General features: G+C 65.8%; 24 protein-coding genes. 7 read left to right on the forward strand and 17 right to left on the reverse strand.

All coding sequences use genetic code 11. From position 1 onward, the window contains the following. Position 1: 1 nt before the first annotated feature. Together HG262_RS08205 and HG262_RS08210 are read right to left on the reverse strand one after the other, a co-directional pair. Positions 2-1174: a VWA domain-containing protein gene (locus HG262_RS08205; protein WP_169270537.1), complete on the reverse strand. Its 1173-nt coding sequence runs from the start codon at positions 1172-1174 to the stop codon at positions 2-4. 25 nt (positions 1175-1199) lie between these two features. Continuing rightward, entirely contained in the window at positions 1200-2081 is an 882-nt protein-coding gene (locus HG262_RS08210) for a MoxR family ATPase (protein ID WP_169270538.1), read from the reverse strand. A 178-nt stretch (positions 2082-2259) separates the two neighbouring features. Between HG262_RS08210 and HG262_RS08215 the strand changes: the two genes are divergently transcribed. After that, positions 2260-2613 (forward strand): cytochrome c, encoded by a 354-nt coding sequence (locus HG262_RS08215; RefSeq protein WP_006217806.1) that lies wholly within the window; start codon positions 2260-2262, stop codon positions 2611-2613. An 11-nt stretch (positions 2614-2624) separates the two neighbouring features. After that, positions 2625-2987 (forward strand): cytochrome c, encoded by a 363-nt coding sequence (locus HG262_RS08220; protein WP_169270539.1) that lies wholly within the window; start codon positions 2625-2627, stop codon positions 2985-2987. A 72-nt stretch (positions 2988-3059) separates the two neighbouring features. Here the strand turns inward: HG262_RS08220 and HG262_RS08225 are convergent, their stop codons facing one another. Further along, positions 3060-3485 (reverse strand): DUF1841 family protein, encoded by a 426-nt coding sequence (locus tag HG262_RS08225; RefSeq protein ID WP_169270540.1) that lies wholly within the window; start codon positions 3483-3485, stop codon positions 3060-3062. Between the two features lie 489 nt (positions 3486-3974). Here HG262_RS08225 and icd point away from each other — a divergent pair, with 489 nt between their 5' ends. The 3 genes from icd to HG262_RS08240 all read left to right on the forward strand — a co-directional run bounded on the left by icd (position 3975) and on the right by HG262_RS08240 (position 8373). Next, positions 3975-5231 carry an NADP-dependent isocitrate dehydrogenase gene (gene icd / locus HG262_RS08230; protein ID WP_050447222.1) on the forward strand — a complete coding sequence of 419 codons (1257 nt, stop codon included), beginning with the start codon at positions 3975-3977 and terminating at the stop codon, positions 5229-5231. Between the two features lie 167 nt (positions 5232-5398). After that, complete coding sequence (locus HG262_RS08235) at positions 5399-6613, forward strand: O-antigen ligase family protein (protein ID WP_169270611.1); 1215 nt, start codon at positions 5399-5401, stop codon at positions 6611-6613. Positions 6614-6831: 218 nt separating this feature from the next. Continuing rightward, on the forward strand, positions 6832-8373 hold the full coding sequence (locus HG262_RS08240) for a methyl-accepting chemotaxis protein (RefSeq protein WP_169270541.1): 1542 nt from the start codon (positions 6832-6834) through the stop codon (positions 8371-8373). Here HG262_RS08240 and HG262_RS08245 read toward each other — a convergent pair. From HG262_RS08245 to kdpF, 9 genes are all read right to left on the reverse strand, one after another. Further along, a complete protein-coding gene (locus HG262_RS08245) occupies positions 8351-9250 on the reverse strand; it encodes a 4-hydroxy-tetrahydrodipicolinate synthase (RefSeq protein ID WP_169270542.1) in 900 nt (299 codons plus the stop codon). The genes HG262_RS08240 and HG262_RS08245 overlap by 23 nt on opposite strands. A 3-nt stretch (positions 9251-9253) precedes the next feature. Beyond that, positions 9254-9583 carry a hypothetical protein gene (locus tag HG262_RS08250; RefSeq protein ID WP_248293285.1) on the reverse strand — a complete coding sequence of 110 codons (330 nt, stop codon included), beginning with the start codon at positions 9581-9583 and terminating at the stop codon, positions 9254-9256. A gap of 144 nt (positions 9584-9727) precedes the next feature. Continuing rightward, positions 9728-10495, reverse strand: a complete 768-nt coding sequence (locus HG262_RS08255; RefSeq protein ID WP_169270543.1) for a TorF family putative porin — start codon at positions 10493-10495, stop codon at positions 9728-9730. A 116-nt stretch (positions 10496-10611) separates the two neighbouring features. Next, positions 10612-11304 carry a two-component system response regulator KdpE gene (kdpE, locus tag HG262_RS08260; RefSeq protein ID WP_169270544.1) on the reverse strand — a complete coding sequence of 231 codons (693 nt, stop codon included), beginning with the start codon at positions 11302-11304 and terminating at the stop codon, positions 10612-10614. 12 nt (positions 11305-11316) lie between these two features. Next, positions 11317-14103, reverse strand: a complete 2787-nt coding sequence (locus HG262_RS08265) for a sensor histidine kinase KdpD (protein ID WP_169270545.1) — start codon at positions 14101-14103, stop codon at positions 11317-11319. 51 nt (positions 14104-14154) lie between these two features. Continuing rightward, positions 14155-14775, reverse strand: coding sequence for a potassium-transporting ATPase subunit KdpC (gene kdpC, locus HG262_RS08270; protein ID WP_169270546.1), 621 nt, complete (start codon positions 14773-14775; stop codon positions 14155-14157). A gap of 42 nt (positions 14776-14817) precedes the next feature. After that, positions 14818-16977, reverse strand: a complete 2160-nt coding sequence (kdpB, locus tag HG262_RS08275; RefSeq protein ID WP_169270547.1) for a potassium-transporting ATPase subunit KdpB — start codon at positions 16975-16977, stop codon at positions 14818-14820. A gap of 22 nt (positions 16978-16999) precedes the next feature. Next, on the reverse strand, positions 17000-18796 hold the full coding sequence (gene kdpA, locus HG262_RS08280; protein WP_169270548.1) for a potassium-transporting ATPase subunit KdpA: 1797 nt from the start codon (positions 18794-18796) through the stop codon (positions 17000-17002). Then, entirely contained in the window at positions 18796-18885 is a 90-nt protein-coding gene (gene kdpF, locus HG262_RS08285) for a K(+)-transporting ATPase subunit F (RefSeq protein WP_006223569.1), read from the reverse strand. Before kdpF ends, kdpA begins: the two co-directional genes overlap by 1 nt. Positions 18886-19734: 849 nt before the next feature. On the opposite strand from kdpF, the gene HG262_RS08290 reads away from it, so the two are divergent. Together HG262_RS08290 and HG262_RS08295 are read left to right on the forward strand one after the other, a co-directional pair. Then, positions 19735-20019, forward strand: a complete 285-nt coding sequence (locus HG262_RS08290) for a sodium/substrate symporter small subunit (RefSeq protein ID WP_169270549.1) — start codon at positions 19735-19737, stop codon at positions 20017-20019. Continuing rightward, on the forward strand, positions 20019-22109 hold the full coding sequence (locus tag HG262_RS08295; RefSeq protein WP_169270550.1) for a sodium:solute symporter family protein: 2091 nt from the start codon (positions 20019-20021) through the stop codon (positions 22107-22109). The genes HG262_RS08290 and HG262_RS08295 overlap by 1 nt, the downstream gene beginning before the upstream one ends. On the opposite strand, the gene HG262_RS08300 is transcribed toward HG262_RS08295, so the two are convergent. The 5 genes from HG262_RS08300 to trxB are packed head-to-tail and all read right to left on the reverse strand — an operon-like array spanning position 22106 to position 25816. Further along, entirely contained in the window at positions 22106-23245 is a 1140-nt protein-coding gene (locus tag HG262_RS08300; RefSeq protein WP_169270551.1) for a hypothetical protein, read from the reverse strand. The genes HG262_RS08295 and HG262_RS08300 overlap by 4 nt on opposite strands. Beyond that, positions 23232-23879 (reverse strand): hypothetical protein, encoded by a 648-nt coding sequence (locus HG262_RS08305; protein WP_169270552.1) that lies wholly within the window; start codon positions 23877-23879, stop codon positions 23232-23234. The genes HG262_RS08300 and HG262_RS08305 overlap by 14 nt, the downstream gene beginning before the upstream one ends. After that, the gene (locus tag HG262_RS08310; protein WP_006223575.1) at positions 23876-24205 is read right to left on the reverse strand and encodes a multidrug efflux SMR transporter; all 330 of its coding nucleotides are present in this window, start codon (positions 24203-24205) and stop codon (positions 23876-23878) included. Before HG262_RS08310 ends, HG262_RS08305 begins: the two co-directional genes overlap by 4 nt. Next, positions 24202-24870, reverse strand: coding sequence for a Smr/MutS family protein (locus HG262_RS08315; RefSeq protein ID WP_169270553.1), 669 nt, complete (start codon positions 24868-24870; stop codon positions 24202-24204). The genes HG262_RS08310 and HG262_RS08315 overlap by 4 nt, the downstream gene beginning before the upstream one ends. Beyond that, positions 24857-25816, reverse strand: a complete 960-nt coding sequence (gene trxB / locus HG262_RS08320) for a thioredoxin-disulfide reductase (protein WP_006223577.1) — start codon at positions 25814-25816, stop codon at positions 24857-24859. The genes HG262_RS08315 and trxB overlap by 14 nt, the downstream gene beginning before the upstream one ends. Between the last annotated feature and the right edge of the window lie 16 nt (positions 25817-25832).

The raw sequence follows: 25832 nt of genomic DNA on the forward strand, positions 1-25832 counted from the left end.
CCTACTTGGATAGGACGCGCATGGCCTGTTCCAGGCCGGCGACGGTGACCGGATACATGCGGTCTTGCATGATGTCGCGCATCAACGCGATGGATTGCCGGTATTGCCAGGAAGCCGTGGGTTCGGGGTTCAGCCAGACCGATTTGGGCCAGGCGTCCAGCAGCCGCCGCATCCATTGCGCACCGGGTTCCTTGTTGTAGTGTTCGACGGAGCCACCGGGCTGCAGGATCTCGTAGGGGCTCATGGTGGCATCGCCGACGATGATCAGCCGCCAGTCCGGGTTGTACTTGCGCAGCACGTCCCAGGTGTCGAAGCGTTCGTTCTGGCGCCGGCGGTTGCTTTGCCACAGGCTTTCGTAGGGGCAGTTGTGGAAGTAATAGACTTCCAGGTTGCGGAATTCGCTGCGGGCCGCTGAAAATAGTTCTTCGACGCGGCCGATGTGATCGTCCATGCTGCCGCCCACGTCCAGCAGCATCAGCACCTTCACGGTGTTGTGGCGTTCAGGGACCATGCGCAGGTCCAGGTGGCCGGCGTTGCGCGCGGTGCTGGCGATGGTGTCGTCCAGGTCCAGTTCCAGCTCGGCGCCTTGGCGCGCAAAGCGGCGCAGCCTGCGCAGCGCCACCTTGAAGTTGCGCGTGCCCAGTTCGACCTGGTCGTCGTAGTCCTTAAACTGGCGCATGTCCCAGACCTTGACCGCCGAGCGGTTGCCGGCCGAGGCGCCGCCCACGCGGATGCCTTCGGGGTGGTAGCCGCCGTTGCCGAACGGCGAGGTGCCGCCGGTGCCGATCCATTTGCTGCCGCCCGCGTGGCGCTCTTTCTGCTCTTCCATGCGTTCCTTGAAGAGCTCCATCAGCTTGTCCCAGCCGTGCTTTTCGATGGCGGCCTTTTCTTCGGGCGACAGGTTTTTCTCGAACTGCTTGATCATCCAGTCCAGCGGGATCTCCTTGCCGGCCGGCAAGGCGGCTTCGATGCCCTTGTAATACGCGCCGAAGGCCTTGTCGTAGCGGTCGTAGAGCGACTCGTCCTTGACCAGCGTGGCACGCGCCAGGAAGTAGAACTCGTCCAGCGTGGGCGCCATGAGGTCCTGGCGCAACGCGTCCACCAGCGTCAGGTATTCCTTGACCGAGACGGGCAGCTTGTGCGCCCGGAGGTGATAGAAGAAGTCGATCAGCATGTGCGGGCCGCCGGTAGCTGCAAGATCAACGGCGCTGGCCGCCGCGCGTCATGGCCGCGAGGCGTTCCAGCAGATGCACGTCTTGCTCGTTTTTCAACAGCGCGCCGGCCATGAGCGGCACGGCGGTGGCGGTGTGCGCGTCGATCTCGGCGGCCGTGGCGTCTTCGGCCAGCAGCAGGCGCAGCCAGTCCAGCAATTCGGAGGTGGACGGTTTTTTCTTCAGGCCGGGCGCGTCGCGCAGCGCGAAGAACGTGTCCAGCGCGGCGCGCAGAACATCCTGCTTCAGGTGCGGATAGTGCACGGCCACGATGTCGCGCATGGTTTCGCGGTCGGGGAAGCGGATGTAGTGGAAAAAGCAGCGGCGCAGGAACGCGTCGGGCAGGTCCTTCTCGTTGTTGGAGGTGATGATGACGAGCGGGCGGTGGCGCGCGGCGATGGTCTCGCGCGTTTCGTACACATGGAATTCCATGCGGTCCAGCTCGCGCAGCAGGTCGTTGGGGAATTCGATGTCGGCCTTGTCGATCTCGTCGATCAGCAGCACCACCGGCTCGTCGGCCTGGAAGGCCTGCCACAAGGTGCCCTGCACGATGTAGTTGCGGATGTCGCGGACTTTTTCATCGCCCAGCTGCGAGTCGCGCAGGCGCGACACTGCGTCGTATTCGTACAAGCCCTGATGCGCCTTGGTCGTGGACTTGATATGCCATTGCAGCAGCGGCCGTCCCAGCGCGCGCGCCACTTCTTCCGCCAGGATGGTCTTGCCCGTGCCGGGCTCCCCCTTGATCAGCAGCGGCCGCTGCAGGGTCAGGGCGGCGTTGACGGCCAGCTTCAGGTCGTCGGTGGCGACGTAGCTGTCGGTTCCGTTGAAGCGGGCGGGCGAGGTCGGGGAGGCGGACTGGGCTGCGGACATTGTCTGATGGCTTCCGAGGATTGACGGTGATCAATACCATCGTAAGGTATTAATCCTGAGCAATTATCGTACAATCAGGCGGTTTTGCAGTTGGGTTCGACCCGCAACGTGTTTGCAGGGGGCCTTTTCGTGTGATGCAGGCCCTAGTCCTTAAGCCATACCAAGAAGAGCCATTCCAATGAAGTTGCGAACCTCTCTGAAGTGCACGGTTTCCGTGTTGGCCGCGATGGCATCCTGTGCGATCGCCGGCCAGGCTGTTGCTGCTGACGCAGCGCCTGTCGGCAACATCCAGAACGCCCGTGACAAAGTCTCCATGTGCATCGGCTGCCACGGCATCGAAGGCTACAAGGCGACATTTCCCGAGCTTTATCACGTGCCGATGATTGCTGGCCAGAACGCCAAGTACATCGAGACCGCCCTTAACGAGTACAAGAAAGGCGCGCGCAGCCATCCCACGATGGACGCCATTGCCGGCAGCCTGTCCGATCAGGACATCGCCGATCTGGCCGCGTACTACTCGAATCTCAAATAAGGGGCAAAACCATGAACCGCACCATGCTTGCCCTTGCGGGCGCGACCCTGGCCATCGCCGGCACCGCCGCCCAGGCGCAGGACCTGGCGGCCGGCAAGGCCGTCTTCGACAAATTCAATTGCGCGTCCTGCCACGGCGCCGACGCCAAGACGGCGGTGGACCCGGCCTACCCGACGCTGGCGGGCCAGCATGCCGACTACCTGGCCCACGCCCTGAAGGCATACAAGCGCGGCGCCTCAGGCAGCGCGGCCACGGCCAACGTGCGCAAGAACCCCATCATGGGCGCTTTCGCCACGCAGTTGTCCGACCAGGACATCTCCAACGTATCGGCCTGGCTGGCGTCGATGCCCAGCGACCTGGGCGTGCGCAAGTAAGCGCTGGGCGACTGGGTCAATAAAAAACCCTCGGTTTCAGGCCGAGGGTTTTTTTATTGCCGGGATGAATGGTCAGAGGCTGGCGCGGCGGCGGATCAGGTCGATGTAGGTGTCGCTGTCCATGGGTGTGCCCAGGCGCTGCGCTTCCCAGACGACCTGACCCAGGCATTCCATGATTTCGTGCGCGGCCTGGTGCGCGTCGGAGCGCGCGGTCAGCTGCTGGTAAGCGCGGCGGATGCCCGGCGGATGGTCGATGGACAACTGTTCCGCGATCGCCAGGTGCATGGACAGGTGCAGGAAGGGATTGGTGCGTCCCTTCTCGACGGCGTATTCCATGGTCATGGCTTCCGGGCTTTCAAGGTCACCGTGGTATTCGGGATGCTCGATGATCCAGTCCAGCGCCATGGCTTCAAGCGGCGTCAGCACTTCGTTGGCGCGGTGCTTGCGCCAGGTGTCGATAAAGAATTCGCGGACTTGGTCGCGGGAGGGATTGAACATCGGTGGGGGGCGTAATTCGGGGGAGAGAGGTATTTTACCGCTGGGCCGCCCCAAGGTAAAAAGCGCCCCCTCGGGGGCTGCAAGCGCGCAACGCGCGTGCAGCGTGGGGGCCTGTCGCCGCTGGGCCGCCCCAAGGTAAAAAGCACCCCCTCGGGGGGCAGCAAGCGCGCAACGCGCGTGCAGCGTGGGGGCCGTCGCCGCTGGGCCGCCCCAAGGTAAAAAGCGCCCCCTCGGGGGGCAGCAAGCGCGCAACGCGCGTGCAGCGTGGGGGCCTGTCGCCGCTGGGCCGCCCCAAGGTAAAAAGCGCCCCCTCGGGGGGCTTTTTTTCAGTGGCTCCGGGAGGCGCAAGGCCCGGCAGGCTCTTTGCGATATAGAATTGATCGGTATCCGCCATCCTGTGTGCGGTTCGCGAGGGCGGTCTCCCCGCGGAATCGGACGCTTTCCGATGCGGCGCGTGCAGAAAAACCACCCGGAGCAAATGGAGCATTCATGTCCTACCAACATATCAAGGTTCCCGCTGGCGGCCAGAAGATCACGGTCAACGCCGATTTCTCGCTGAATGTGCCTGAACAGCCCATCGTTCCCTTCATCGAAGGCGACGGCACGGGCGCCGACATCACCCCCGTCATGATCAAGGTTGTCGACGCGGCGGTGCAGAAAGCCTACGGCGGCAAGCGCAAGATCCACTGGATGGAAGTCTATGCCGGCGAAAAGGCCACCAAGGTCTATGGCCCGGACGTCTGGCTTCCCGATGAAACCCTGGAAGTCGTCAAAGACTACGTGGTGTCCATCAAGGGCCCGCTGACGACGCCGGTCGGCGGCGGCATCCGTTCGCTGAACGTGGCGCTGCGCCAGCAGCTGGACCTGTATGTCTGCCTGCGTCCGGTGGCGTACTTCAAGGGCGTGCCGTCCCCGGTGCGCGAACCCGAGAAGACCAACATGGTGATCTTCCGCGAGAACTCGGAAGACATCTATGCCGGCATCGAATACATGGCCGAAAGCGAGCAGGCCAAGGAACTGATCCAGTTCCTGCAGACCAAGCTCGGCGTGAAGAAGATCCGTTTCCCGAACACGTCCTCTATCGGCATCAAGCCGGTGTCGCGCGAAGGCACCGAGCGCCTGGTGCGCAAGGCCGCGCAATATGTCATCGACAACGACCGCACGTCGTTGACGCTGGTGCACAAGGGCAACATCATGAAGTTCACGGAAGGCGGCTTCCGCGATTGGGGCTATGAGTTGCTGCAAAAGGAGTTCGGTGCCCAACTGATCGACGGCGGCCCGTGGTGCAAGTTCAAGAATCCGAGGACGGGCCGCGAGATCATCGTCAAGGACGTGATCGCCGATGCCTTCCTGCAGCAGATCCTGCTGCGTCCGGCCGAATACGACGTGATCGCCACCCTGAACCTGAACGGCGACTACATTTCCGACGCGCTGGCCGCGCAAGTGGGCGGCATCGGCATCGCGCCGGGCGCCAACCTGTCGGATTCGGTCGCCATGTTCGAAGCCACCCACGGCACGGCGCCCAAGTACGCCGGCAAGGACTACGTGAATCCGGGCTCCGAAATCCTGTCGGCTGAAATGATGCTGCGCCACATGGGTTGGACCGAAGCCGCCGACCTGATCATCTCCAGCATGGAGAAATCCATCCTGTCCAAAAAGGTCACCTACGACTTCGCGCGTCTGCTGGAAGGCGCGACCCAGGTGTCGTGCTCGGGCTTTGGCCAGGTCATGATCGAAAACATGTAAGCTGCGGCCTCGCCGCACGTCCCGCAGAACCCGCCCGCCGTCATGGCGCGCGGGTTTTGTCCACCTGACCCGCAAGATGTTCGTTGTGTTTCCGCTTTTCTACTAGGTTGATCGCTGTGCCCCGATTGTATGTATCCCTGGCCACCTGGCTTGTGTTGCTGGTTCCCATGCTGGCATTGACCAGCCCTGTGGGAGGCCCCGTCATCGTCTATTTGAGCGGGGGGGTTGCGCTGATCGCTTTGCTCGCCAATGCGCTCAAGCACTACGAACCCATGGATTTCAAGGCTTTGTGGCCGATGGCGTTGGCGCTGTTGTTGCCTCTGGCCTGTTTATTCTCCACATCCCTGGTCCGGGGGGTGTGGAGCAATTCTGAACTGGAAAAGCTGCTCCGGTTTGCCTTGGCGATACCGGTGCTATGGCTTCTGCTGCGCGCGCCGCAACGTTGGCTCCAACTGGTGCAGTGGAGTATCGTCGTCGGTGCATTGGCCGGCGCGGGGCTGCTGATCGTGATGATGGAGACGCAGGGGCGCGGGGCGATGGTTGATGTCGGCGGACGCTACAACGCCGTAGCGTTCGCGAACATGACTTTGTTGTTTGGCGGCATGACGCTGCTGTCCCTGGGCTGGAGCCCCAGCACGCGTTGGCCGCGCATCGAGGTGGGGGTGAAGCTGCTGGCGGTTGTGCTGACAGTCGCCGCCACGTGGGTATCCGAGACACGCAGCAGCTGGATGCTGTTGCCGATCCTGGGGCTGGTCTTTCTTTTGGGCCTGCGCAACTGGAAGGGCCGCCATAAGGCGTATTGCGCGCTGGCGGTGTGCGTGGCGCTGGTCGCCAGCGCGGCCGCCATCTGGACGTTCAGCAGCCGAATGCAGGAGATCGCGCACGACGTCCGCGGCTTCACGACGTCGGCCGACCGCGATACGTCGTTCGGGATTCGGCTGCAGTTGTGGCAGGCGTCGATCATGATGTTTCAGAAAAGCCCGATAGTGGGTGTTGGCCCTAGCAAGTTCCGCGATGAACTGGTGGAACTGCAAAAACAGGACATCGTGACGAAAGAAGTCGTCGAGGGGTTCGGCGAACCCCATAACGACATGCTGGCCGCCTTGTCCGGTTACGGGCTGCTGGGCCTGATCAGCATCCTGACTTTGTATCTGCTGCCTGCGGCCATCTTCTTCCGGCGTCTGGCCAGCGACGACCGGGTGATCCGCGTGGGCGCGCAACTGGGGTTGCTGTTCTGTTTGGGCTATTGTGCGTTCAGCCTGACCGAAATGATGTTCCGCAACATGCGCAGCGTGCCCAACTATTCGCTCATCGTCGTGACTTTGATCGCGTTGACGACGCCTCGCGTGGCCCGCGCCGCGCCGGCCGTGGGACCGCACTGAAGGGCCGCGGGGGTAGGCCCCGCCACCCACGTTTCCCGAACGCAAGGCGCTGCCGCCTTGCGTTTTTTTTTACGGGCGTTGCGTTAGATCAAGCTTGCTGCTTCGACTTGGTGAAAACCCTGCTATGTCCCCGTATCCTGACGAAACGCAATACATAAAACGTCACATTCTGCCGCTAATGGTTTCAGGTGCGGGAATGGCACACAAAGGGAGAGCCTGTGAAAAATTCCAGCCTGCGCAGGGAGTTGTTGTGGTTCGTGTTCGCCATCGGCGCCGCCGTCCTGGTCCTGGGCGCGTGGGACGCTTGGCAGCGCCGCACCGAGATGGTGGCCGAGCGCAAGACCGAACTGCGGCACGTTCTGGACTTGGCGGCCGGCATTCTGCGCAACGGCAAGCAGAGCGTCAGCGAGGGCATGCCCCTGGCCGACGCCAAGCGCAATGTGGCACGGCGGTTGGCGCAACTGCGCTACGGGGCCGACGGCTATGTGGGCGTGTTCGGCGACGATTACGCATTGCTGGTCCACCCCGACGCCAAGCTCGTGGGCACGAACGTGCGCGCCATCAAAGATGTCGATGGCTTGCCGATCTTCGAGCGCCTGTATGCGGAGGGCAAGGCGGGTGGGGGCTATGTGCCGTACCGGTTTCCGCGGCCGGGCGAGACCGAAGCCCTGCCGAAAATCAGCTACGCCGCCTACGACGCCGACTGGGGATGGCTGATCTTCACGGGCCTGTATGTGGACGATGTGGACGCGGCGTTTTATGGGTCGCTGTGGCGCCAGGGCGCCGTGACACTGGGCTTGCTGGCCTTGGTGCTGATCGCCGCGCTGCACTTTTTCCGCACGCACGTCATCGGCCCGCTGGACGAGGCCGTGGCGCTCTGTGAACGCGTCGCCAATGGTGACTTGTCCAGCATCGTGTCGCGTCACCATCGCGGCGAGATCGGCCGCCTGTTCGACGCGATGGCACGGATGCAGGCACGCCTGGATTCCGCCGTGCGCACCATCGTGCAGTCCACGGGATCGATCGCGGCGGCATCGCGCCAGATCGCGGCGGGTAGCATGGACTTGTCGGACCGCACCGAGAAGCAGGCCGCCGCGCTGGAGCAGACCGCGGCCAGCGTGGAAGAGATAACGGCCACGGCCAAGCAAAGCGCGGACCACGTGCGCGAAGTCAGTTCGTTGGCCGGGCAGGCGGCGCAACTGGCGCGCCAGGGCAGTGAAGAGACGCAGCACGCCATTGATGCCATGCGCGAGATTTCGCACAGCTCGCAGCGCATCGACGAGATCATCAGCGTGATCGACGGCATCGCCTTCCAGACGAATATCCTGGCGCTGAACGCCGCCGTGGAAGCGGCGCGGGCGGGCGAGCAGGGACGCGGGTTCGCGGTTGTGGCGGGCGAAGTCCGGGCGCTGGCGCAACGGTCGGCCACGGCGGCCAAGGAAATCAAGGGCTTGATCGAAACCTCGTCCGAATCGGTCGCGCGCGGCAGCCAGCGCGTGGAGCAGGCCAGCGCCACGATGGGCAGCGTGCTGGAATCGGCCGCGACCAGTGCGCCGTTGATGGGCGAGATCGCGACGGCTTCGGTCGAACAAAGCGTCGGCATCGAGCAGATCAATCAGGCCGTGACGCATCTGGACAGCGTGACGCAGCAGAACGCCTCGCTGGTCGAGGAGTTCGCTGCGTCGGCCGCCACCTTGCACGAGCAGGCCGACGACCTGGCCCGCGCGGTGTCCATCTTCAAGCTGTCTGCAGCCGGCTAGGCGACCCGTGGACGGCGCTCATGGCGCGTTGCAAGCGTGGGCTCAGTTCACGGCTGGCCGGCATCATGGGCATGCGCAGTTCGTCGGCGATCAGCCCTTGCATGGACAGGGCGCGCTTGACCGGCGCGGGGTTGGGTTCGGCGAACAGCAGCCGGATCAGGCCGCGCAGGGGTTCAAACAGTTCGCGCGCGGCCTCGGCATGGCCGTCGCGCGCCAGCTGCATGACTTCGACGTAGCGTTCGGGGTATAGGTGGGCCGCGGCCGGAATGGCGCCACGGCCGCCGCCCAGCCAGTGGTCCAGCAGCGCCAGGTCTTCGCCGCATAGGGCATCCAGCTTGCCGCGCGCGTTCAACGTGGCCAGTACCGATGGGTTGCATTCCTTGACGGCCGTGAAGTTGGGCAAGAGCGCCAGCGTCTCCATGGTTTCGACGGTCATGGTGACGCCGGTCCGCTTGGGGATGTTGTAGAGGATGATGGGGCGTTCGGTCGCCCAGGCGATCTGCCGGTAGTGCCAGAGGATGCCGGGTTGCGACGGGCCCAGGTAATAGGGGGGCGGCACCAGGTAGCCGGCGGGCGCGTATTTTTCCAGGCGGCGGATGGCGGTGGCCACGCCCCGCGTATCGACGCCGCCCGCGCCGAACACCATCGGCAATGCGTGCGGATCGTTGGCGATGGCCTCGATCATGTCGGCCTTCTCCGACAGGCTCAGCAGATTGCCCTCGCCGGTGGAGCCGAACAGGACCAGGCCCGCGATGCCGGCATTGCGGTAGTAGCGGGCCAGCGCCTGCGCGGCGTCCAGGTCCACATAGCCGCCACGCAGCGGCGTGACCATCGGCAACCAGATGCCGTCGAAAACCGTTTTGGCTGGCGTGTCCATGGCTTATTGCACCGTGATTGCGGGTGCGGGGCGCACCGGGCCGAATTCCGCTTGGGGCAGACCGCACATGACGGCGTGCATCAATGCGTCGAGTTCACCGCGCGCGCAATGCAGCTGCAAGACGCTCTGCGCATGGGCGTGATCGACCGACAGCAGGTATACGCCGATGCGGTTGCCCAGTTCGCGGTGCAACGCCAGGCGCACTTTCAGGGCATCCAGCGTGTCGATCCTGACCGTCAGCGCCACCATCCCGGATTGGGGCAGAGGCGGCAAGGTGGGGGCCGGGGAACGGTCGGGGAAAGCGTGGCTGCGGCGGTCCAGTCGGGGAATCATGGCGGTGGGGCGGGACGGAGGCGCCGTCTGGCGCGGTCCGCGGTTCCGGTTGGTTGATGACGATTCCACTATAGGAACGGCACCGTAAAACCTGCCGATAAAAGCGGGCGTGGCACGTAAAAAACGCGTCAACGCCCCATGCGATCAGAACGTCTTGGTCACCGACAGCAAGCCGGTCGCGCGGCCCATGTCGCGTCCGCGCGTGTTGGTGTAGACGGCGCGGTCCGCGTTGGTGTCCAGGTAGGCCAGCGAGACCGAGAGGCCCTGGCCGAAGTCCTTGGTCAGGCCCAGCTTCCAATCGGTATAGGACCCGTTGTCGACGTTGCGCTCGACCTGGCGGCCGACGTGGGCGTTGACGGTCAGGCCCCAGATGCCGGTGTCGACATTGCCCGACAGGTCGAAGTACTGGCTGTACTTGCTGTCGGCGAAGCCGAACAGGTTGCTCAGGGCGATGGAGTACTTGAACATCACGGGGCCGTAGCCGATGCCGGCGTACAACTCGGTGGTGTCGGGGCTGGTGTAACCCGACGGATAGTCGCCAGGGTAGTAGTACTGCAAGACGCCCAGGTCGACGGGTACGCTGTCCGTCAGGTTGCCCTTGTAGCCGCCGTAGAAGTCCATTTCGACGGGGGCGGAGACTTCGCTGTTGGTGTCGCCGAGCCAGCTGATGCTGGAGTTCCAGTTGCCCAGGTAGAAGCCGCTGGCGTGCGCCAGGTCGAAGCCGCCCTGGACGGCGGGCTTGTTGTTCGACTGCATCAGGCCGCGATAGCGGTACTGGCTGGCCAGCGTGACGTTGGCCGTCAGGCTGAAATCGGAGGTGGCGGGGGCTTCTGTGGCGACGGGCGCGTCGCTGGCGTGCGCGGTGGCGCCGAGCGTCAGCAGGGCAAGCGCGGCCAGTGCGTGGCGGGACATGGGATGCTCCAGATGTTGTACGGGACCGCAACAATAGGAGGTTCGGCATAAAGCGCGAGACAAGACGCGCGCCGTCCGCATAAAGGCCGCATCAATGCTGATGGATGGCGGGGCGTTCAGCCCGCGAAGCGATAGCCCACGCCGATTTCGGTCAGCAGGTAGACGGGCTGGGCGGGGTCGGCTTCCAGTTTCTGGCGCAGGTGGCCCATGTAGATCCGCAGGTAGTGGTTGCTCTCCACGTGGGACGGTCCCCAGACCTCGCGCAGCAGTTCTCGGTGTGTCATGACCTTGCCCCGGTGCGCCAGCAGAGCGGCAAGCAGACGGTATTCCATGGCGGTCAGATGCACGTGCTGGCCGGCGCGTTCGACCACGCGCTTGGAGAAGTCGACGCGCACGTCGCCAAAGGCGATCTCGGCCGCGTTGCCTGCGCCGCCCCGCGCATGCCGGCGCAGCAGCACGCGCAACCGGGCCAGCAGTTCGCTGACGCCGAACGGCTTGGTCAGGTAGTCGTCGGCGCCGGCATCCAGCGCTGCGACCTTGTCGGCCTCGGCGCTGCGGGCGGACAGCACCAGCACGGGCACCTCTGTCCAGCCGCGCAGTTCTCGGATCAGGGTCATGCCGTCTTCGTCGGGCAGACCCAGGTCCAGCACGATGGCGTCGGGCTGGCGGGTGCCGGCCTCGATCAGGCCGCGGCGCACGGTGTCGGCTTCGTGCACGGCACACCCTTCGCTTTCCAACGCCTGGCGGACGAAACGCCGGATGTTGGCGTCGTCTTCAATGATCAGGACGGTAGGCTGATAGTCGAACATGCGGATGGCCGGTCAAAGGGTTTCGGGTTGAATCGCGGGCGGCGTGCCCAGCGGCAGGCTGAAGACGAATTGTGCGCCGCAGGCAAGCCCCGGCGTGTGTTCGACCCAGATTCGGCCATGGTGGGCCGAGATGATGGCTTCGCAAACGGCCAGGCCCAGCCCGACACCGGGCGTGGCGGATTCGCGTTCGCCGCGCGTGAATTTCTCGAAGATGCGGCGTTCCGCGCCCGGGGCCACACCGGGGCCGTTGTCGCTGACGGCCACGCGCAGTTCGTCTTCGTGCACGGCGGCGTGGATGCGCAGTGTGCTACCGGCGGGCGTGTATTTGGCGGCGTTCTCAAGCAGATTGCACAGCACCCGTTCGATCAGCACGCCGTCGCATTCCACCAGCGGCAACTGCGACAAGCTGGCCACGTTAACGTGATGGCCGGCCAGGGGCTCGCGCATGGCGGCCAGCGACGCGCCGACCAGTTCTTCGATGGACTGCCATTCCAGGCGCAACGGCGTGTCGCGGCTTTGCAGGCGCGCCATGTCCAGCAGGTTGACGACCAGCGCGTGCATGCGCTGCGCCTGGTCGCGCATGGCGCGGACGGTGTCCTGCACGTCGGGGGGCAGCGCCGCCTGTTGGCGGGTCAGGGTGTCGGTCATGCCGATCAAGCTGGTCAACGGCGTGCGCAGGTCGTGCGATACGGCGGCCAGCAGCGAGTTACGCAGGCGTTCCGACTCCATGCTGACCAGCGCTTGCTGCGCGACTTCCACGTAATGCAGCCGCTCCAGCGCAATGGCGATCAGCGTCGCGTAGGCCTCGATCTGGCGACGGGAATCGGGCTGGGTGAACAGGCTGCGGCGCGGCGCGGCCAACGCCAGTACGCCGCGCGTGCGCATGGGCGCCTTCAGAGGCAGGTACAAGAGGTCGCTGTTGGACAGCGTGGCGGTGCCGGCGCCGGCGGGCTGGCCGTGGTCGTAGACCCATTGGGCCAGCGCCGATTCCAGGGGCGGCATGTCGTCGGCGGCGGGCGAGGCCAGCTTCAGCCGATCATCCAGGCCCAGGATGTACAGCGCGCAGCGTGAGCCGAAGGTGGCGTGGACGAAGGCGCCGGCAGACGCCACGATCTGTTCGGGCAGCAATGCGGACGACAGCTCTCGTGCAAACTCGTACAGGCTGCGCGCGTCGGCCTCGCGCTTGACCGAGACCTGCGCCTGCAGGCGCAGCCCGGCCGTCAGTTGCCCGATCAGCAGGCCCACCGACAGCAGCACGCCGAAGGTCAGCAGGTATTGCACGTCGGAGACGGCGAAGGAGGCCAACGGCTGCACGAAGAAAAAGTCGAACAGCCCCACGCTGACGACCGACGCCAGCGCAGCGGGCCCGCGGCCATGGCGTAGCGCCACGCCCATCACGGCCAGCAGGAACAGCATGACGATGTTGGTCTGGTGCAGTACGGGGAAGGCCAGCATCGACAGCCCGGCGGCGGCCGCGCAATAGCACAGCGCCCAGGCGTAGCCGGCCAGCGGGCGGCCAGTGCGTTCATCGGCGCCCTGGCCGGCGCGGCGTCCCAGCGTCAGCGGATCGCGGCCGGGGGCGGCGCTGGCGGGCAGGGGCGGGGCGCCCAGCCGGATGATGTCGATCTCGGGGCAGCCGGCCGCCAGCATGTCGGCAAAGCTGTGCCGGCGCCATAGCCAGCCGGGCGTGATGGCGGCGGTAAGCAGGGCCGACACCGACAGGCGCAGGCGTTGCAGGCCGGTGGCCCGGGTGCGGCCGACGATGGCCTTGGTGATGTTGTGCCGGCGCACGTAGCGCACTACCGCGTCGACCATGTCGCCGCCCGCCAGGGTTTCGGTGCGGGCGCCCAGCGAATCCGCCAGGGCCAGGCTGCGCTGCATGCGGTCTTGTTCGGCCTGCGGCGTGGGCGCCGCGCGCGGCGTGTCGATGGTGACGACATGCAGGTCGCATTCCAGCTGCTGGCTTAGCCGGTGCGCGCTGCGGATGATGTATTCGGCGTCGATGTCCGGGCCGATGCAGGCGACCACGGCTTCGCGGGTGCGCCAGACGGGCTCGATGGCGCGGTCGCGCCGGTAGGCCTGGACGTCGTCGTCGACGTGGTCCGCGGTGCGGCGCAGGGCCAGTTCGCGCAGGGCGATCAGGTTGCCCTTGCGGAAGAAATTGCGGGTGGCGTGCCGGGCCTGTTCGGGCAGGTAGACCTTGCCTTCCTTTAGGCGTCGCAGCAGTTCGTCGGCCGACAGGTCCACCAGGATGACCTCGTCGGCGGCGTCGAAGACCTCATCGGGAACGGTTTCCCAGACGCGCACGCCGGTAATGCTGCCTACCGCTTCGTTCAGGCTGTCCAGATGCTGCACGTTCAGCGTGGTCCAGACGTCGATGCCCGCCGACAGCAGTTCCTGGATGTCCTGCCAGCGTTTGGCGTGGCGGGAGCCGGGCGCGTTCGAGTGCGCCAGTTCGTCCACCAGCACCAGCCCGGGCCGCGCCGCCAGCGCGGCGTCCAGATCGAATTCCTTCAGGACGTGGCCGCGGTACGCGACTTCCTTCAGTGGCAGGACCGCCAGGCCTTCCAGGAGGCTGGCGGTTTCGCGGCGGCCATGGGTCTCGACGATGCCGGCCAGCACGCTGACTCCTTGCGCGGCCTGTGCCCGGGCGGCGACCAGCATGGCGTAGGTCTTGCCCACGCCGGCCGACGATCCGAAGTACACGCGCAGCTTGCCGCGCACCGCTTGGCGCGCGGCGTCGTCCAAAGTCTTCAAGAGGGTGTCGGGGTCGGGACGCTCGCCAGCAATGTCAGCCATGAACGCGCAAGGGTCGGGTGGGGAAGGCTGGCAATACTATACGCTGCGCCATCACCGCGCCGTGCCCAATTGGTCCAGCGCCAAGTTCAGCATCAGCACATTGACGACGGGGTCGCCCAGCACGCCCAGCCAGGGCTTTTCGGTATTGGCCTGGATCAGGGCGTCGACCTGTTCGCGCGGCAGGTGCCGGGCGCGGGCCACCCGCGCCGCCTGGTAGCTGGCCGCGGCCGGGCTGATGTGCGGATCCAGCCCGCTGCCGGACGCGGTGATCAGGTCCACCGGCACCGGCGTGGGGTTGTCCGGATCGGCCGCTTTCAGGGCCGCGATGCGGGCCTGGATGGCCTCGGCCAGCGCGGGATTGCGCGGGCCGAGGTTCGACCCGCCGGATGCCGCCGCGTTGTACGGCATCGGCGCCGTGGCCGACGGACGGCCCCAGAAGTACTGCGGCGACGAGAAAGACTGGCCGATCAGTGCCGAACCGACGACCTTGTCGCCCTGCTTGATCAGCGAACCCGCGGCCTCGTGCGGGAACACGGCGGCGGCCACGCCGCGCGTCAGGAAGGGGTAGGCCAGGCCTGTCACCAGGGACAGGGCGGCGAAGACGACCAGCGCCGGCCGCAGAATGCCGCCAGGACGCGGCAGAGCGGGAGCAGATTGCGTTGCGTGTTTCATGAGGGATTCCTTTTTTCAGAGGGGCGGGGCTTGCGCAGGGGTTTACACCCAGCCCAGCGCGGCCAGGATCATGTCGACCAGCTTGATGCCCACGAACGGCACCAGCAGGCCGCCCAGGCCGTAGATGAGCAGGTTGCGGCGCAGCAGCACGGAAGCGCCCAGCGGCCGGTAGCGCACGCCTTTGAGCGCCAGCGGGATCAGTACGACGATGATCAGCGCGTTGAAGATCACGGCCGACAGGATGGCCGAGGCCGGCGTGGCCAGGCCCATGATATTCAGTACGTTGAGCTGCGGATAGACCGTGGCGAAGGCGGCGGGGATGATGGCGAAGTACTTGGCCACGTCGTTGGCCACGCTGAAGGTAGTCAGCGCGCCGCGGGTCATCAGCATCTGCTTGCCGATTTCGACGATCTCGATGAGCTTGGTGGGGTTGGAGTCCAGGTCCACCATGTTGCCGGCCTCTTTCGCGGCCTGGGTCCCCGAGTTCATCGCCACCGCCACATCGGCCTGCGCCAGCGCGGGGGCGTCGTTGGTGCCGTCGCCCGTCATCGCCACCAGCCGGCCTTCGGACTGATAGGCGCGGATCAGCTTCAGCTTGGCTTCGGGCGTGGCTTGCGCCAGGAAGTCGTCCACGCCGGCTTCGGCCGCGATGGAGGCCGCCGTCAGCTTGTTGTCGCCCGTGATCATCACGGTCTTGATGCCCATGCGGCGCAACTCGGCGAAGCGCGACTGGATGTCGGGCTTGACGATGTCCTTCAATTCCACCACGCCCAGCGCGCGGTTGCCGTCGCTGACCATTAGCGGCGTGCTGCCGCGGCGCGCCACGTCTTCGGCCAGGCGCAAGACCGGGTCCGTCACGGTGGTCTCTTGCGCGGCCAGCCAGGCCTGGATCGCATCGACCGCGCCTTTGCGGATCATGCGCTCGCCCAGGTTCACGCCGCTCATGCGGGACTGCGCCGTGAAGGGCACGAATTCGACCTCGGCCATATGGGGCGCGGGCGCGTGGATGGTCTTGTCGGCCAGCGCCACGATGCTGCGGCCTTCCGGCGTTTCGTCGGCCAGCGAGGCCAGGCGGGCCGCTTCCGCCAGTTCGCGCGGCGACACGCCGGGCGCGGGCAGGAAAGTGGAGGCCTGGCGGTTGCCGAAGGTGATGGTGCCGGTCTTGTCCAGCAGCAGCACGTCGACGTCGCCCGCGGCTTCGACCGCGCGGCCCGACGTAGCGATGACGTTGGCGCTCATCATACGGCTCATGCCTGCCACGCCGATGGCCGACAGCAGGCCGCCGATGGTGGTGGGAATCAGGCAGACCAACAGCGCCACCAGCACGGTCACGGTGACCGCCGAGCCGCCGCCGGCCGCGCTGACCGCGTAGATCGAGAACGGCATCAGGGTCACGACCACCAGCAGGAACACCACGGTCAGCCCGACCAGCAGGATGGTCAACGCCAGTTCGTTCGGCGTCTTCTGGCGCTTGGCGCCTTCGACCATGGCGATCATGCGGTCCAGGAAGCTTTCGCCGGGATCGGCCGCGATGCGCACGAAGATCCAGTCGGACAGCACGCGCGTGCCGCCCGTGACCGACGAGAAGTCGCCGCCGGATTCACGGATGACGGGCGCCGATTCACCGGTGATGGCGCTTTCGTCCACCGAGGCGACGCCCGCGATCACCTGGCCGTCGCCGGGGATGGTCTCGCCGGCTTCGACCAGCACCACGTCGTCGCGGCGCAGCAGGCCCGAGGGCTGGCTGACGGCCTGGTCGCGCCATTGCCCGGGCTGCGCGTCGCGGATGTCCGCCTCGCGGAAGTTCTTCAGCAAGCGGGCGTTGATGGTGGTGCGCAGGCCGCGCAGCGTCGCCGCCTGCTGCTTGCCGCGGCCTTCGGCCAAGGCTTCGGCGAAGTTGGCGAACAGCACCGTGAACCACAGCCATACGGAGATGGCCAGGATGAAGCCCGCAGGCGCTTCGGCCTGGCCGCGCAGGGCCATGACCCATAGCAGCGTCGTCAGGATGCTGCCGACGTAGACGACGAACATCACGGGGTTCTTCAACTGCGCGGCGGGCGATAGCTTGCGCAGGCTGTCCAGCACGGCGGGCCCGACCAGCGAGCGCGACCACATGCCGAAGGAACGGTCTTGGGACGCAGCGGCGGGCGCGTGGGCGGCACCGCCGCCTGCGCGGGTTATTGGCATTTCAATCTTGGCCATTTTCTTTCCTAGCCTGTTGCATTCAGGGTTGCAGGTGTTCCGCGACCGGGCCCACGGCCAGCGCGGGCACATATGTCAGGGCGCCCACCAGCAGCACGGCGCCGACCAGCAGCACCACGAAGAGGGGGCCGGTCGTGGGCATGCTGCCGGGGCCGGCGGGCAGCCGGCGTTTGGCCGCCAGCGACCCGGCCATCGCCATCACGGCGATGATCACGGCGAAGCGGCCGAACCACATGGCGATGCCCAGCAGCACGTTGTAGAAGGGCGTGTTGGCGGACAACCCGGCGAACGCGCTGCCGTTGTTGTTGGCGGCGGACGACAGCGCGTAGAGGATTTCCGAGAAGCCGTGGATGCCGGGGTTCAGCACGCCGGCCTGACCGGCCGACAGCGAGACGGCCAGCGCGGTGCCGCCCAGCACCAGCAGCGGCGTGGCCAGGATGACGATGGAGACCATCTTCATGTCGTAGGCCTCGATCTTCTTACCCAGGTATTCCGGGGTGCGGCCGATCATCAGCCCGGCGATGAAGACCCCCAGGATGGCAAAGGCCAGCATGCCGTACAGGCCGGATCCCACGCCGCCATAGACCACTTCGCCCAACTGCATCAGTAGCATCGGCGACAGGCCGCCCATCGCGGTCAGGGAGTCATGCATGCCGTTGACCGCGCCGCAGGAGGCAGCCGTGGTGATGACGGCGAACAGCGACGTTGCGGCGATGCCGAAGCGCGTTTCCTTGCCTTCCATGTTGCCGCCCGGCGAGAACGCGGTCATTGCGCTGTCCGCGCCGGCCTGGGCCACCATGGGGTTGGGCTGTTGCTCGAAGTAGGCGATGCTCAATGCGAAGACGGCGAACAGCACGGTCATCGCCGCCAGGATCGCGATCCCCTGGCGCCGGCTGCCCACCATCTCGCCGAACGTGAAGCACAGCGCGGCGGGGATCGCCAGGATCGCCAGCATCTCCAGGAAGTTCGCCAGCGGCGTGGCGTTCTCGAACGGATGCGCCGAGTTGGCGTTGAAGAATCCGCCGCCATTGGTGCCCAGCAACTTGATGGCTTCTTGCGAGGCCACCGGTCCCATCGCCAAGGTCTGCGTCGACGTGACGGCGGGATCGGTCACGGGCTGGCCCTTTGCGTCCAGCACCGGCTGTCCCTGGGCGTCCACGCGCGGCTGGTCATAGTGCAGGGCTTCCACGGTCTGCACGTCCTGGTAGGGGCTGAAGTTCTGGATCACGCCTTGGCTGACCAGCGCCAGCGCCAGCACGAAGGACAGGGGCAGCAGCACGTACAGCGTGCAGCGGACCATGTCGGCCCAGAAGTTGCCGACGGTGGCCGAGCAGTGCCGCGCCAGCCCGCGGATCAGCGCGAACAGGACGGCGATGCCGGTGGCGGCCGAGACGAAGTTCTGCACCGTCAGCGCCAGCATCTGCGTCAGGTAGCTCATCGTGGATTCGCCGGCATAGCCTTGCCAGTTGGTGTTGGTGACGAAGCTGATGGCAGTGTTCAGGGCCGAGTCCGGCGTCACGCCGCCCATGCCGGCCGGGTTCAGCGGCAGCATGCCCTGGAGCCGTTGCAGGCTGTAGACAACCACGATGCCCAGGATGTTGAAGGCCAGCACGGCCAGGGTGTAGCGCTTCCAGCCCATCTCGGCCTGCGGGTCGATGCCCGCAAGCCGGTAAATGCCGCGCTCGAGCGGACGGCCCCAGGCGGTCAGCCGGGATTGCCCGTTTTCCATGGCGATGCGGATGTAGCGTCCGAGCAGGGGCGCGATCGCAAGCAGGACTGCCAGGTACAGAACCAGCAATCCGACGAATTCGGCGGTCATCAGAATTTCTCCGGTTTGAACAGGGCGACCAGCAGGTATACGAACAGCAGCGCGGCGGTCAGGCCGCTGACCCAATAGAGCCAGTTCATGACGGCTCTCCCGTAGACAAGGCTTCGCAGAACCTCAGCAGGGCGGCAATCAGCCCGGCCATGACGGCGAAGACGGCGATATAGATGGCATCCACGTTTTTCCTCCCGGGAGCACGGCTCCCTTCGAACGACGGGCCTGCGCGGCAAAGGCGGATGCGCGCCGGGCAGGCCAGGTGACCAATCAGGACACCGGCAGGTTACGGAGCGGGGGGTAAAAACGGGATATAGGTTGGGGAGGGGGGTGTAAACAAAAAATAAATGGAGCCCCCACGCTGCGCGCGCTCTGCGCGCTTGCTGCCCCCGAGGGGGTTGCGCCGCCTTGGGGCGGCCCGGCGGCGCGGCTATCCTGGTGGCGTGTGGGGCGTTCTTGCGGGCGTTGCCCGGTTCTTTTGAACGGCGTGGCTCCTCTTTGGGGCCGCGCCCGATTCCGGGCATGATGCGGTGGCGGGCGTCATATTTCGGGATGGCGGGGATTTCTGAATTTGGCTCAATTCGTGCTTTTTCGCCAATAAATCCCAATATTTAGAACTTTGCGGTCAAATTGCACTGCTGTGGTGCATGGAATATGTAAATGAATGCTCCGTCTTAGGGCATTCCCCTAGTGTGGCATTCCCGCACTTGGTGCAGAATCTCTTCCCATGCAGGTGAGGAGACAAAGCCCTGCATGGGCAAATACCGGCGGCACCGGTACATAAAAAAAGTAAAGCAGTACTCAAAAAAAGCAAAACGCACAACGGCTGGCACCAGGCAGTGCCAGCCGTTGTCGCATAAAAAGCCTGTATTTCATCTGCCAGGGCTTTTCAGACGCTGCGTTTCGCGCTATCCAGGTAGGGTCTCTACATCCTAGCTATGCCCGAACCCCGCGCTCCGACCTCCAAGCCCGTTTCCATTCCCTATTGGCGCCGCAACTTGCGGCTGATCCTGTTGCTGCTTGCCGTCTGGGCGGCGCTGACCTTCGTTCCCGCCTTTTTTGCCCGCAGCCTGACCTTCGACTTCATTGGCTGGCCCTTCGCTTTCTGGATGGCGGCCTATGGCGCGCCGCTGGCCTACCTGATCATCATCGGCGTGTACGCCCGCGTCATGAACCGGGCTGACGAGCGCGCCGAGGCGCAAGCCGCCGGCGGAGACCGCTGATGCCGTTTTTCAGCGGAGACACCCCCCAGCAATTCCGGATCCGCCTGCGCCGCATCTACGTGCTGTACACCGCCGGTTTTGCGCTGATGATCCTGCTGATGGCGCTGGCCGAGATCCTGGGGATGCCGCGCAACTGGATCGGCTATGTCTTCCTGCTGGTGACGGTCAGCCTGTACGCCGGCATCGGCATCGTGTGCCGCACCTCGGACCAGGTCGAATACTACGTGGCGGGACGGCGCGTGCCTGCCATCTACAACGGCATGGCCACGGCGGCGGACTGGATGTCGGTGGCGTCCTTCATCGGGGTCGCGGGCACGCTGTATCTGACCGGCTATGGCGGGCTGGCTTACATCATGGGCTGGACGGGCGGCTACGTATTGGTGGCGATGTTGCTGGCCCCGTACCTGCGGCGATTCGGGCAGTACACCATCCCTGACTTCATGGGTGCGCGCTATGGCGGCAACATGCCACGGCTGGCGGGCGTGGCCTGCGCCATCCTGTGTTCATTTACCTATCTGGTGGCCCAGATCTATGGCGTGGGCATCATCACCACGCGCATGACCGGCATTTCGTTCGAGCTGGGCATTTTCGTGGCGCTGGGCGGCATGCTGGTGTGTTCGTTCCTGGGCGGCATGCGCGCCGTGACCTGGACACAGGTGGGCCAGTACATCATCCTGGTCATCGCCTACCTGGTGCCGGTGGTGTGGCTGTCCATCAAGCACACCAACATGCCCGTGCCGCAATTGTCGGCCGGCGTGGTGCTGCAGCAGGTGACCGAGAAAGAGATCTACCTGCAAAACGACCCTTCCGAAATCGAAGTGCGCCGGCTTTGGCAGCAGCACGCCGACCAGATGGCGCAACGCGTGCAGGCGCTGCCGGAATCCTGGACGCTGGAAAAGGACAAGCTGCGCAGCCGCCTGGCCCAACTGAACGCCAGCGATGCGCCGATGGTCGAGATCCGGTCCGCCGAGCGGGAGCTGGCCGCCTATCCGGCCAGCGTGGAAGACGCGCGCGTGGTCTGGTCGCAAGCTCGTGCGACCTTCGAGGCGCGGGCAGCCCCGGCCACGCCACACGCGGAGCCGTTCCCCGCCAAAGACCCGGAAGAGCGGCGCAATATGCGCATCAATTTCCTGGCGCTGGTGCTGTGCCTGATGCTGGGGACGGCGGGGATGCCGCATATCCTGATGCGCTCATACACCACGCCCTCGGTGATCGAGGCGCGCAAATCGGTGTGCTGGTCGCTGCTGTTCATCCTGCTGCTGTATTTCATGGCGCCCGCGCTGGCCCTGCTGGTCAAGTACGAGGTCTATACGCAGGTGGTCGGCTCGAATTTCCTTAGCCTGCCCAACTGGGTGCATGCCTGGAGTGCGGTGGATGCCAATCTGCTGGACGTCACGGACATCAACCGAGACGGGGTCGTGCAATTAAGCGAAATCAGCATGGGTGCCGATGTGGTGGTGCTGGCCATGCCCGAGATCGGCGGGCTGCCCTATGTGATTTCAGGGCTGGTGGCGGCCGGCGGATTGGCGGCCGCGCTGTCCACCGCAGACGGCCTGCTGCTGACACTGTCCAATTCCCTGTCGCACGACATGTGGTACCGGATGGTGTCGCCGCGCATGTCTGCCGCGCGCCGCGTGATGGTGTCGAAAATCCTGCTGCTGGTGGTGGCGTTCGGCGCAGCCTGGGTGGCTGCGCGCAAGCCCGCCGACATCCTCTTCATGGTGTCCGCGGCCTTCTCGTTCGCGGCGTCGTCCTTCTTCCCCGCGTTGGTGATGGGGGTGTTCTGGCGGCGCGCCAACAAATGGGGCGCCACCCTGGGCATGGCGGCGGGGCTGGCCGTGACCTTCGCGTACATGACGCACACGCATCCGTGGCTGCGCGAATGGGTGCTGGGCATATCGCGCACACAGCCGGTGGACCTGTGGTGGGGCATCCAGCCGATCGCGGCCGGCATCTTCGGTGCGCCCGTGGCCTTCCTGGTCATCATCGTGGTGTCGCTGCTGACGCCGCCGCCCGACCGGGCGACGCTGGCGCTGGTGGATTATCTGCGCCATCCGGGCGCGCCCCGGCCGCCAGCCGAAAACGCCTAAGGCGTTCCGCAGGCGTCGGCCCGGCGGTTTTCCGGATCCGTGCAGGCGTCCCATGCCGAGCGGGGCATGGCTTGCAGCAAGGTGTACGTCTGGCCTGGGGCCCATAGCCATTGCACGCCGCCCGGCGTCTTGCCGGCGGCTTCCCAGATGCGCTGTTTCTGTGCGGCGGTCAGGGCGAACTGGCCGCCGTTGCCGCTGTTGCCTTTGGCCAGCACCTGGGCGGGGTCGCGCTTGGCGGCATAGATGTCGCGCCCGCCGTTGCCTGCCTTGGGCTGCACGATGGCCCAGTCATAGTGATACGAATCCAGCGCGGGCGGCTTCCATGCCGGGCCGGGCAACACCAGCACGGCGTATTCGCTTGGGGTTTCGCGATAGGGCAGCCCCAGCGCCCGCACACCTTCGCTCCAGCCCATCCGTTGGCGCGCATAGCGCTGCGTCCGGCGGCCCTGGCCGTCGTAGGCCTCGACCTGGGAGGCCTCGCCGGCGTCGTTCTGATAGGCGATGACGCGCAGCAGCCGGCCCGCCGCGTCATGCACGTAGCGGGTCATCGGTCGGGAGGGGGCGGTGCAAGCGTCCGCGCCCAGCTCGGCCAGCCAGCCGTTTCCGTCGTAGCGCAGGCAGTAGCGCGTTGCCGGATTCGGGCGGCCGTCGGCCGCGCGAGAGCGCTCTTGGACACCCGTCAGTTTGTCGCCATCGCCATAGTAGTAGCGGGTTTCCGAGTCGGGCGGCGGCAGGTCGGCCTTGCCGGATGTTCGGGCCGCCTCCACGGTGTTGGCGCTGTAGCGCGCAATGCCGCATAAGTGCTGGCGGCCGTCGGCGCCAGTTTCGAAGCGCAGCATCGCGACACCGATGCGCGCGTCCGGCGCGGCGGCATAGACCGACCAGTCCACACGCTCGGCCCAGACAACAGGCGTCGCGCGCGCACCGGTCTGCACTGCGACGGCGGGCTGCCATGACGGGATGCGCGAACCGTCCCGCGCCAGCAAGGTGTTGGTGCCGTCCAGCGAAATGTCCGCCACCAGGGTCTGGCGCTGCGCGGACGCCGCCAGCGGTTCGCACAGCGCGTTGGCCAGCCCGGGCGCCATCGACAGGCCTGTCAGCGCTAGCAGGCGCAGGGCGGATTCAACGCGTGGCATTGTGCAGGTACACGATCAGCCCCCAGAGTTCGCTGCTGACGCCGCCCAGGCGCAGCGCGCCGGCATGCGTGTCCATCAGCAGGAACGGGTAGGCGTTGCGTTCCAGCTTGCCGGGGGGCGGCAGCCGGTACGGCGTGAAATGCTTGTCCGACAGCAGATAGGTATTGGTCATGTCGCCCACGTCCACATGCAGGTACCAGACGGTCAGGTCCGCCACTTTCAGCGCCGGGTCCGTTTCCGGATACAGGCCGCCCTGGCCGGCGGGGATGCCGCTGTCCAACACGTCCAGGACCAGGGTGCGCGCGCCGGTCTGCGGGAAATAGGCGCCGTCGCTGGTACGCCGCGCGAAGCTCTGGCGGATGAAGGCGGCCCCGCGCGAACCGGGCACCACGGTGCGGGCGAACATCGCGTCCAGCTCGGCCTCGGAAAGCGGGCGCCGCGCGTCGGACAAGCGGTCCAGGTCCTGCTTGAAATCCGTCAGCCAGGCCCGGTAGCGGACGAGTTCCGCGGCGCGGTTGAACTCCTGTGACCACGCGTTGCCGGCCAGCAGGAAGGCAAGGCAGCCCACGTACAACCCGGCCGCCAGCCAGCGGCGGACCCACGACGCAGCCGGCGGCGCGAGGAGGCGGCTCAATGCGAGACGGATTTCGAAAACACATTCATCACCACCACGCCGGCGATGATGAGGCCGATGCCGATCATCGCCGGCGTGTCCAGGTGCTGCTTGAACAGCACCGCGCCCACGATCGATATCAGCACGATGCCCACGCCGGACCAGATGGCGTAGGCGATGCCCACCGGAATCTCGCGCAGCGTCAGCGACAGGAAATAGAACGAGATCAGGTAGCCCGTCACCGTGATAAGCGACGGGACCAGACGGGTGAAGCCTTCGGAGCCCTTCAGGGCGCTGGTGGCGAAGATCTCGGCGATGATCGCCACGCCCAGGTAGAGCCATTTCATTTGCGCATTCCTTCGGATTGCCGCAGCAGCACCAGCAGCGCGCCTGCGCCGCCTTCGCGTTCGGGCGCCTCGGAAAACGCCAGGACTTCATTCTTTTGCACCAGCCAGGTACGCGCCTTGTCTTTCAGCACCGGCTCCAGCCCTTGCGAGCCATAGCCCTTGCCGTGCACGACGCGCACGCAGCGGATGCCGTGTTCCTGGCATTCGTCCAGGAAGGACAGCAGCGCGTGGCGGGCCTGTTCGACGCGCAGGCCGTGCAGGTCCAGCTCCGCGCCCGCGCGCCATTGGCCGCGGCGCAGATTGCGGGCGGTGTCGGGTGCTGCGTCGCTGCGCACGAAGGCGGTGCCGCCTTCGGACAAGAGGTGCGTGATTTCGCCGCCGTCGGACACCCCGACGTCTGCGCGCGACGGCGTTTCGCCCAGCGCATTGGCGCGGCGCAGCGCCGGGGCGGGTTCCGCCACGGGCTTGTGCTCCGCTCGGGCGGCCGCCTTGATCGGCGTGACGGACTTCATCGTGCGCTGGAAAGCGGCCATGTCGTCCATGGGGGCGCTTTCCGGCTTCTTCAGCACCGCGACCCGCTTGGCGAGCGCTTCGCGTTCGCGCTCGGCCTGCAGGTCTTTCTTCAGGCGTTTCAGGTCGGCCAGGCCGACCTTACTGCCCCGCATTCTCCAGCCAACGTTGTGCGTCCAGGGCAGCCATGCAGCCCGTGCCGGCGCTGGTGATGGCCTGGCGGTAGACGTGGTCCTGGACGTCGCCCGCGGCGAATACGCCAGGGACGGAGGTCATCGTGGCCATGCCGGACAGACCGCTCTTGGTGACGATATAGCCATCCTTCATTTCCAGCTGGCCCTGGAAGATTTCCGTATTCGGCTGGTGGCCGATGGCGATGAAGGCGCCCGTGACCGGCATGTCTTCGGTAACGCCAGTGTCCACGTGGCGAACGCGCACGCCGGTTACACCGCTGTCGTCGCCCAGCACTTCTTCCAGCGTGTGGAACGTCTTCAGCGCCATGTTGCCGTTCTCGACCTTGGCCATCATCTTGTCGACCAGGATCGGTTCGGCGCGGAATTTGTCGCGGCGATGGATCAGGGTGACCTTGCGGCAGATGTTCGACAAATACAGGGCTTCTTCGACGGCGGTGTTGCCGCCGCCGACCACGACCACGTCCTGGTTGCGGTAGAAAAAGCCGTCGCAGGTGGCGCAGCCCGACACGCCGCGGCCCATGAAGGACTGCTCGGACGGCAGGCCCAGGTACTTGGCGGACGCGCCGGTGGCGATGATGAGGGCGTCGCAGGTGTAGATCTTGCCGGTGTCGCCCGTCAGCGTGAACGGGCGCTTGGACAGGTCGACCTTGGCGATGTGGTCGAACAGCATCTCGGTGTTGAAGCGTTCGGCGTGCTTCTGGAAGCGCTGCATCAGGTCGGGACCCTGCACGCCATCCGCGTCGGCCGGCCAATTGTCGACATCCGTGGTGGTCATGAGCTGGCCGCCTTGGGCCAGACCTGTAACAAGAACAGGGCTCAGATTGGCGCGTGCCGCATAGACGGCCGCCGTGTAACCGGCAGGGCCGGAACCGAGTATCAAAACTTTAGCGTGCGTAGGCGTGGACATGGGCGGGTATCTTTAG

Source organism: Achromobacter sp. Bel, assembly GCF_012928505.1.
Taxonomy (GTDB): Bacteria; Pseudomonadota; Gammaproteobacteria; order Burkholderiales; family Burkholderiaceae_B; genus Achromobacter.

What these genes read in the sequence shown, in the direction of transcription:
- HG262_RS08295 (WP_169270550.1), top strand. Translation starts at nt 20,019, where the DNA reads ATGCCGTTTTTCAGCGGAGACACCCCCCAGCAATTCCGGATCCGCCTG.
- kdpB (WP_169270547.1), bottom strand. Translation starts at nt 16,977, where the DNA reads ATGGCCAAGATTGAAATGCCAATAACCCGCGCAGGCGGCGGTGCCGCC.
- kdpF (WP_006223569.1), bottom strand. Translation starts at nt 18,885, where the DNA reads ATGAACTGGCTCTATTGGGTCAGCGGCCTGACCGCCGCGCTGCTGTTC.
- kdpE (WP_169270544.1), bottom strand. Translation starts at nt 11,304, where the DNA reads ATGTTCGACTATCAGCCTACCGTCCTGATCATTGAAGACGACGCCAAC.
- HG262_RS08215 (WP_006217806.1), top strand. Translation starts at nt 2,260, where the DNA reads ATGAAGTTGCGAACCTCTCTGAAGTGCACGGTTTCCGTGTTGGCCGCG.
- HG262_RS08235 (WP_169270611.1), top strand. Translation starts at nt 5,399, where the DNA reads ATGCTGGCATTGACCAGCCCTGTGGGAGGCCCCGTCATCGTCTATTTG.
- HG262_RS08225 (WP_169270540.1), bottom strand. Translation starts at nt 3,485, where the DNA reads ATGTTCAATCCCTCCCGCGACCAAGTCCGCGAATTCTTTATCGACACC.
- kdpA (WP_169270548.1), bottom strand. Translation starts at nt 18,796, where the DNA reads ATGACCGCCGAATTCGTCGGATTGCTGGTTCTGTACCTGGCAGTCCTG.
- HG262_RS08315 (WP_169270553.1), bottom strand. Translation starts at nt 24,870, where the DNA reads ATGCGGGGCAGTAAGGTCGGCCTGGCCGACCTGAAACGCCTGAAGAAA.
- icd (WP_050447222.1), top strand. Translation starts at nt 3,975, where the DNA reads ATGTCCTACCAACATATCAAGGTTCCCGCTGGCGGCCAGAAGATCACG.
- HG262_RS08290 (WP_169270549.1), top strand. Translation starts at nt 19,735, where the DNA reads ATGCCCGAACCCCGCGCTCCGACCTCCAAGCCCGTTTCCATTCCCTAT.
- HG262_RS08250 (WP_248293285.1), bottom strand. Translation starts at nt 9,583, where the DNA reads ATGATTCCCCGACTGGACCGCCGCAGCCACGCTTTCCCCGACCGTTCC.
- HG262_RS08220 (WP_169270539.1), top strand. Translation starts at nt 2,625, where the DNA reads ATGAACCGCACCATGCTTGCCCTTGCGGGCGCGACCCTGGCCATCGCC.
- HG262_RS08210 (WP_169270538.1), bottom strand. Translation starts at nt 2,081, where the DNA reads ATGTCCGCAGCCCAGTCCGCCTCCCCGACCTCGCCCGCCCGCTTCAAC.
- kdpC (WP_169270546.1), bottom strand. Translation starts at nt 14,775, where the DNA reads ATGAAACACGCAACGCAATCTGCTCCCGCTCTGCCGCGTCCTGGCGGC.
- HG262_RS08265 (WP_169270545.1), bottom strand. Translation starts at nt 14,103, where the DNA reads ATGGCTGACATTGCTGGCGAGCGTCCCGACCCCGACACCCTCTTGAAG.
- HG262_RS08255 (WP_169270543.1), bottom strand. Translation starts at nt 10,495, where the DNA reads ATGTCCCGCCACGCACTGGCCGCGCTTGCCCTGCTGACGCTCGGCGCC.
- HG262_RS08205 (WP_169270537.1), bottom strand. Translation starts at nt 1,174, where the DNA reads ATGCTGATCGACTTCTTCTATCACCTCCGGGCGCACAAGCTGCCCGTC.
- HG262_RS08245 (WP_169270542.1), bottom strand. Translation starts at nt 9,250, where the DNA reads ATGGACACGCCAGCCAAAACGGTTTTCGACGGCATCTGGTTGCCGATG.
- HG262_RS08310 (WP_006223575.1), bottom strand. Translation starts at nt 24,205, where the DNA reads ATGAAATGGCTCTACCTGGGCGTGGCGATCATCGCCGAGATCTTCGCC.
- HG262_RS08300 (WP_169270551.1), bottom strand. Translation starts at nt 23,245, where the DNA reads ATGCCACGCGTTGAATCCGCCCTGCGCCTGCTAGCGCTGACAGGCCTG.
- trxB (WP_006223577.1), bottom strand. Translation starts at nt 25,816, where the DNA reads ATGTCCACGCCTACGCACGCTAAAGTTTTGATACTCGGTTCCGGCCCT.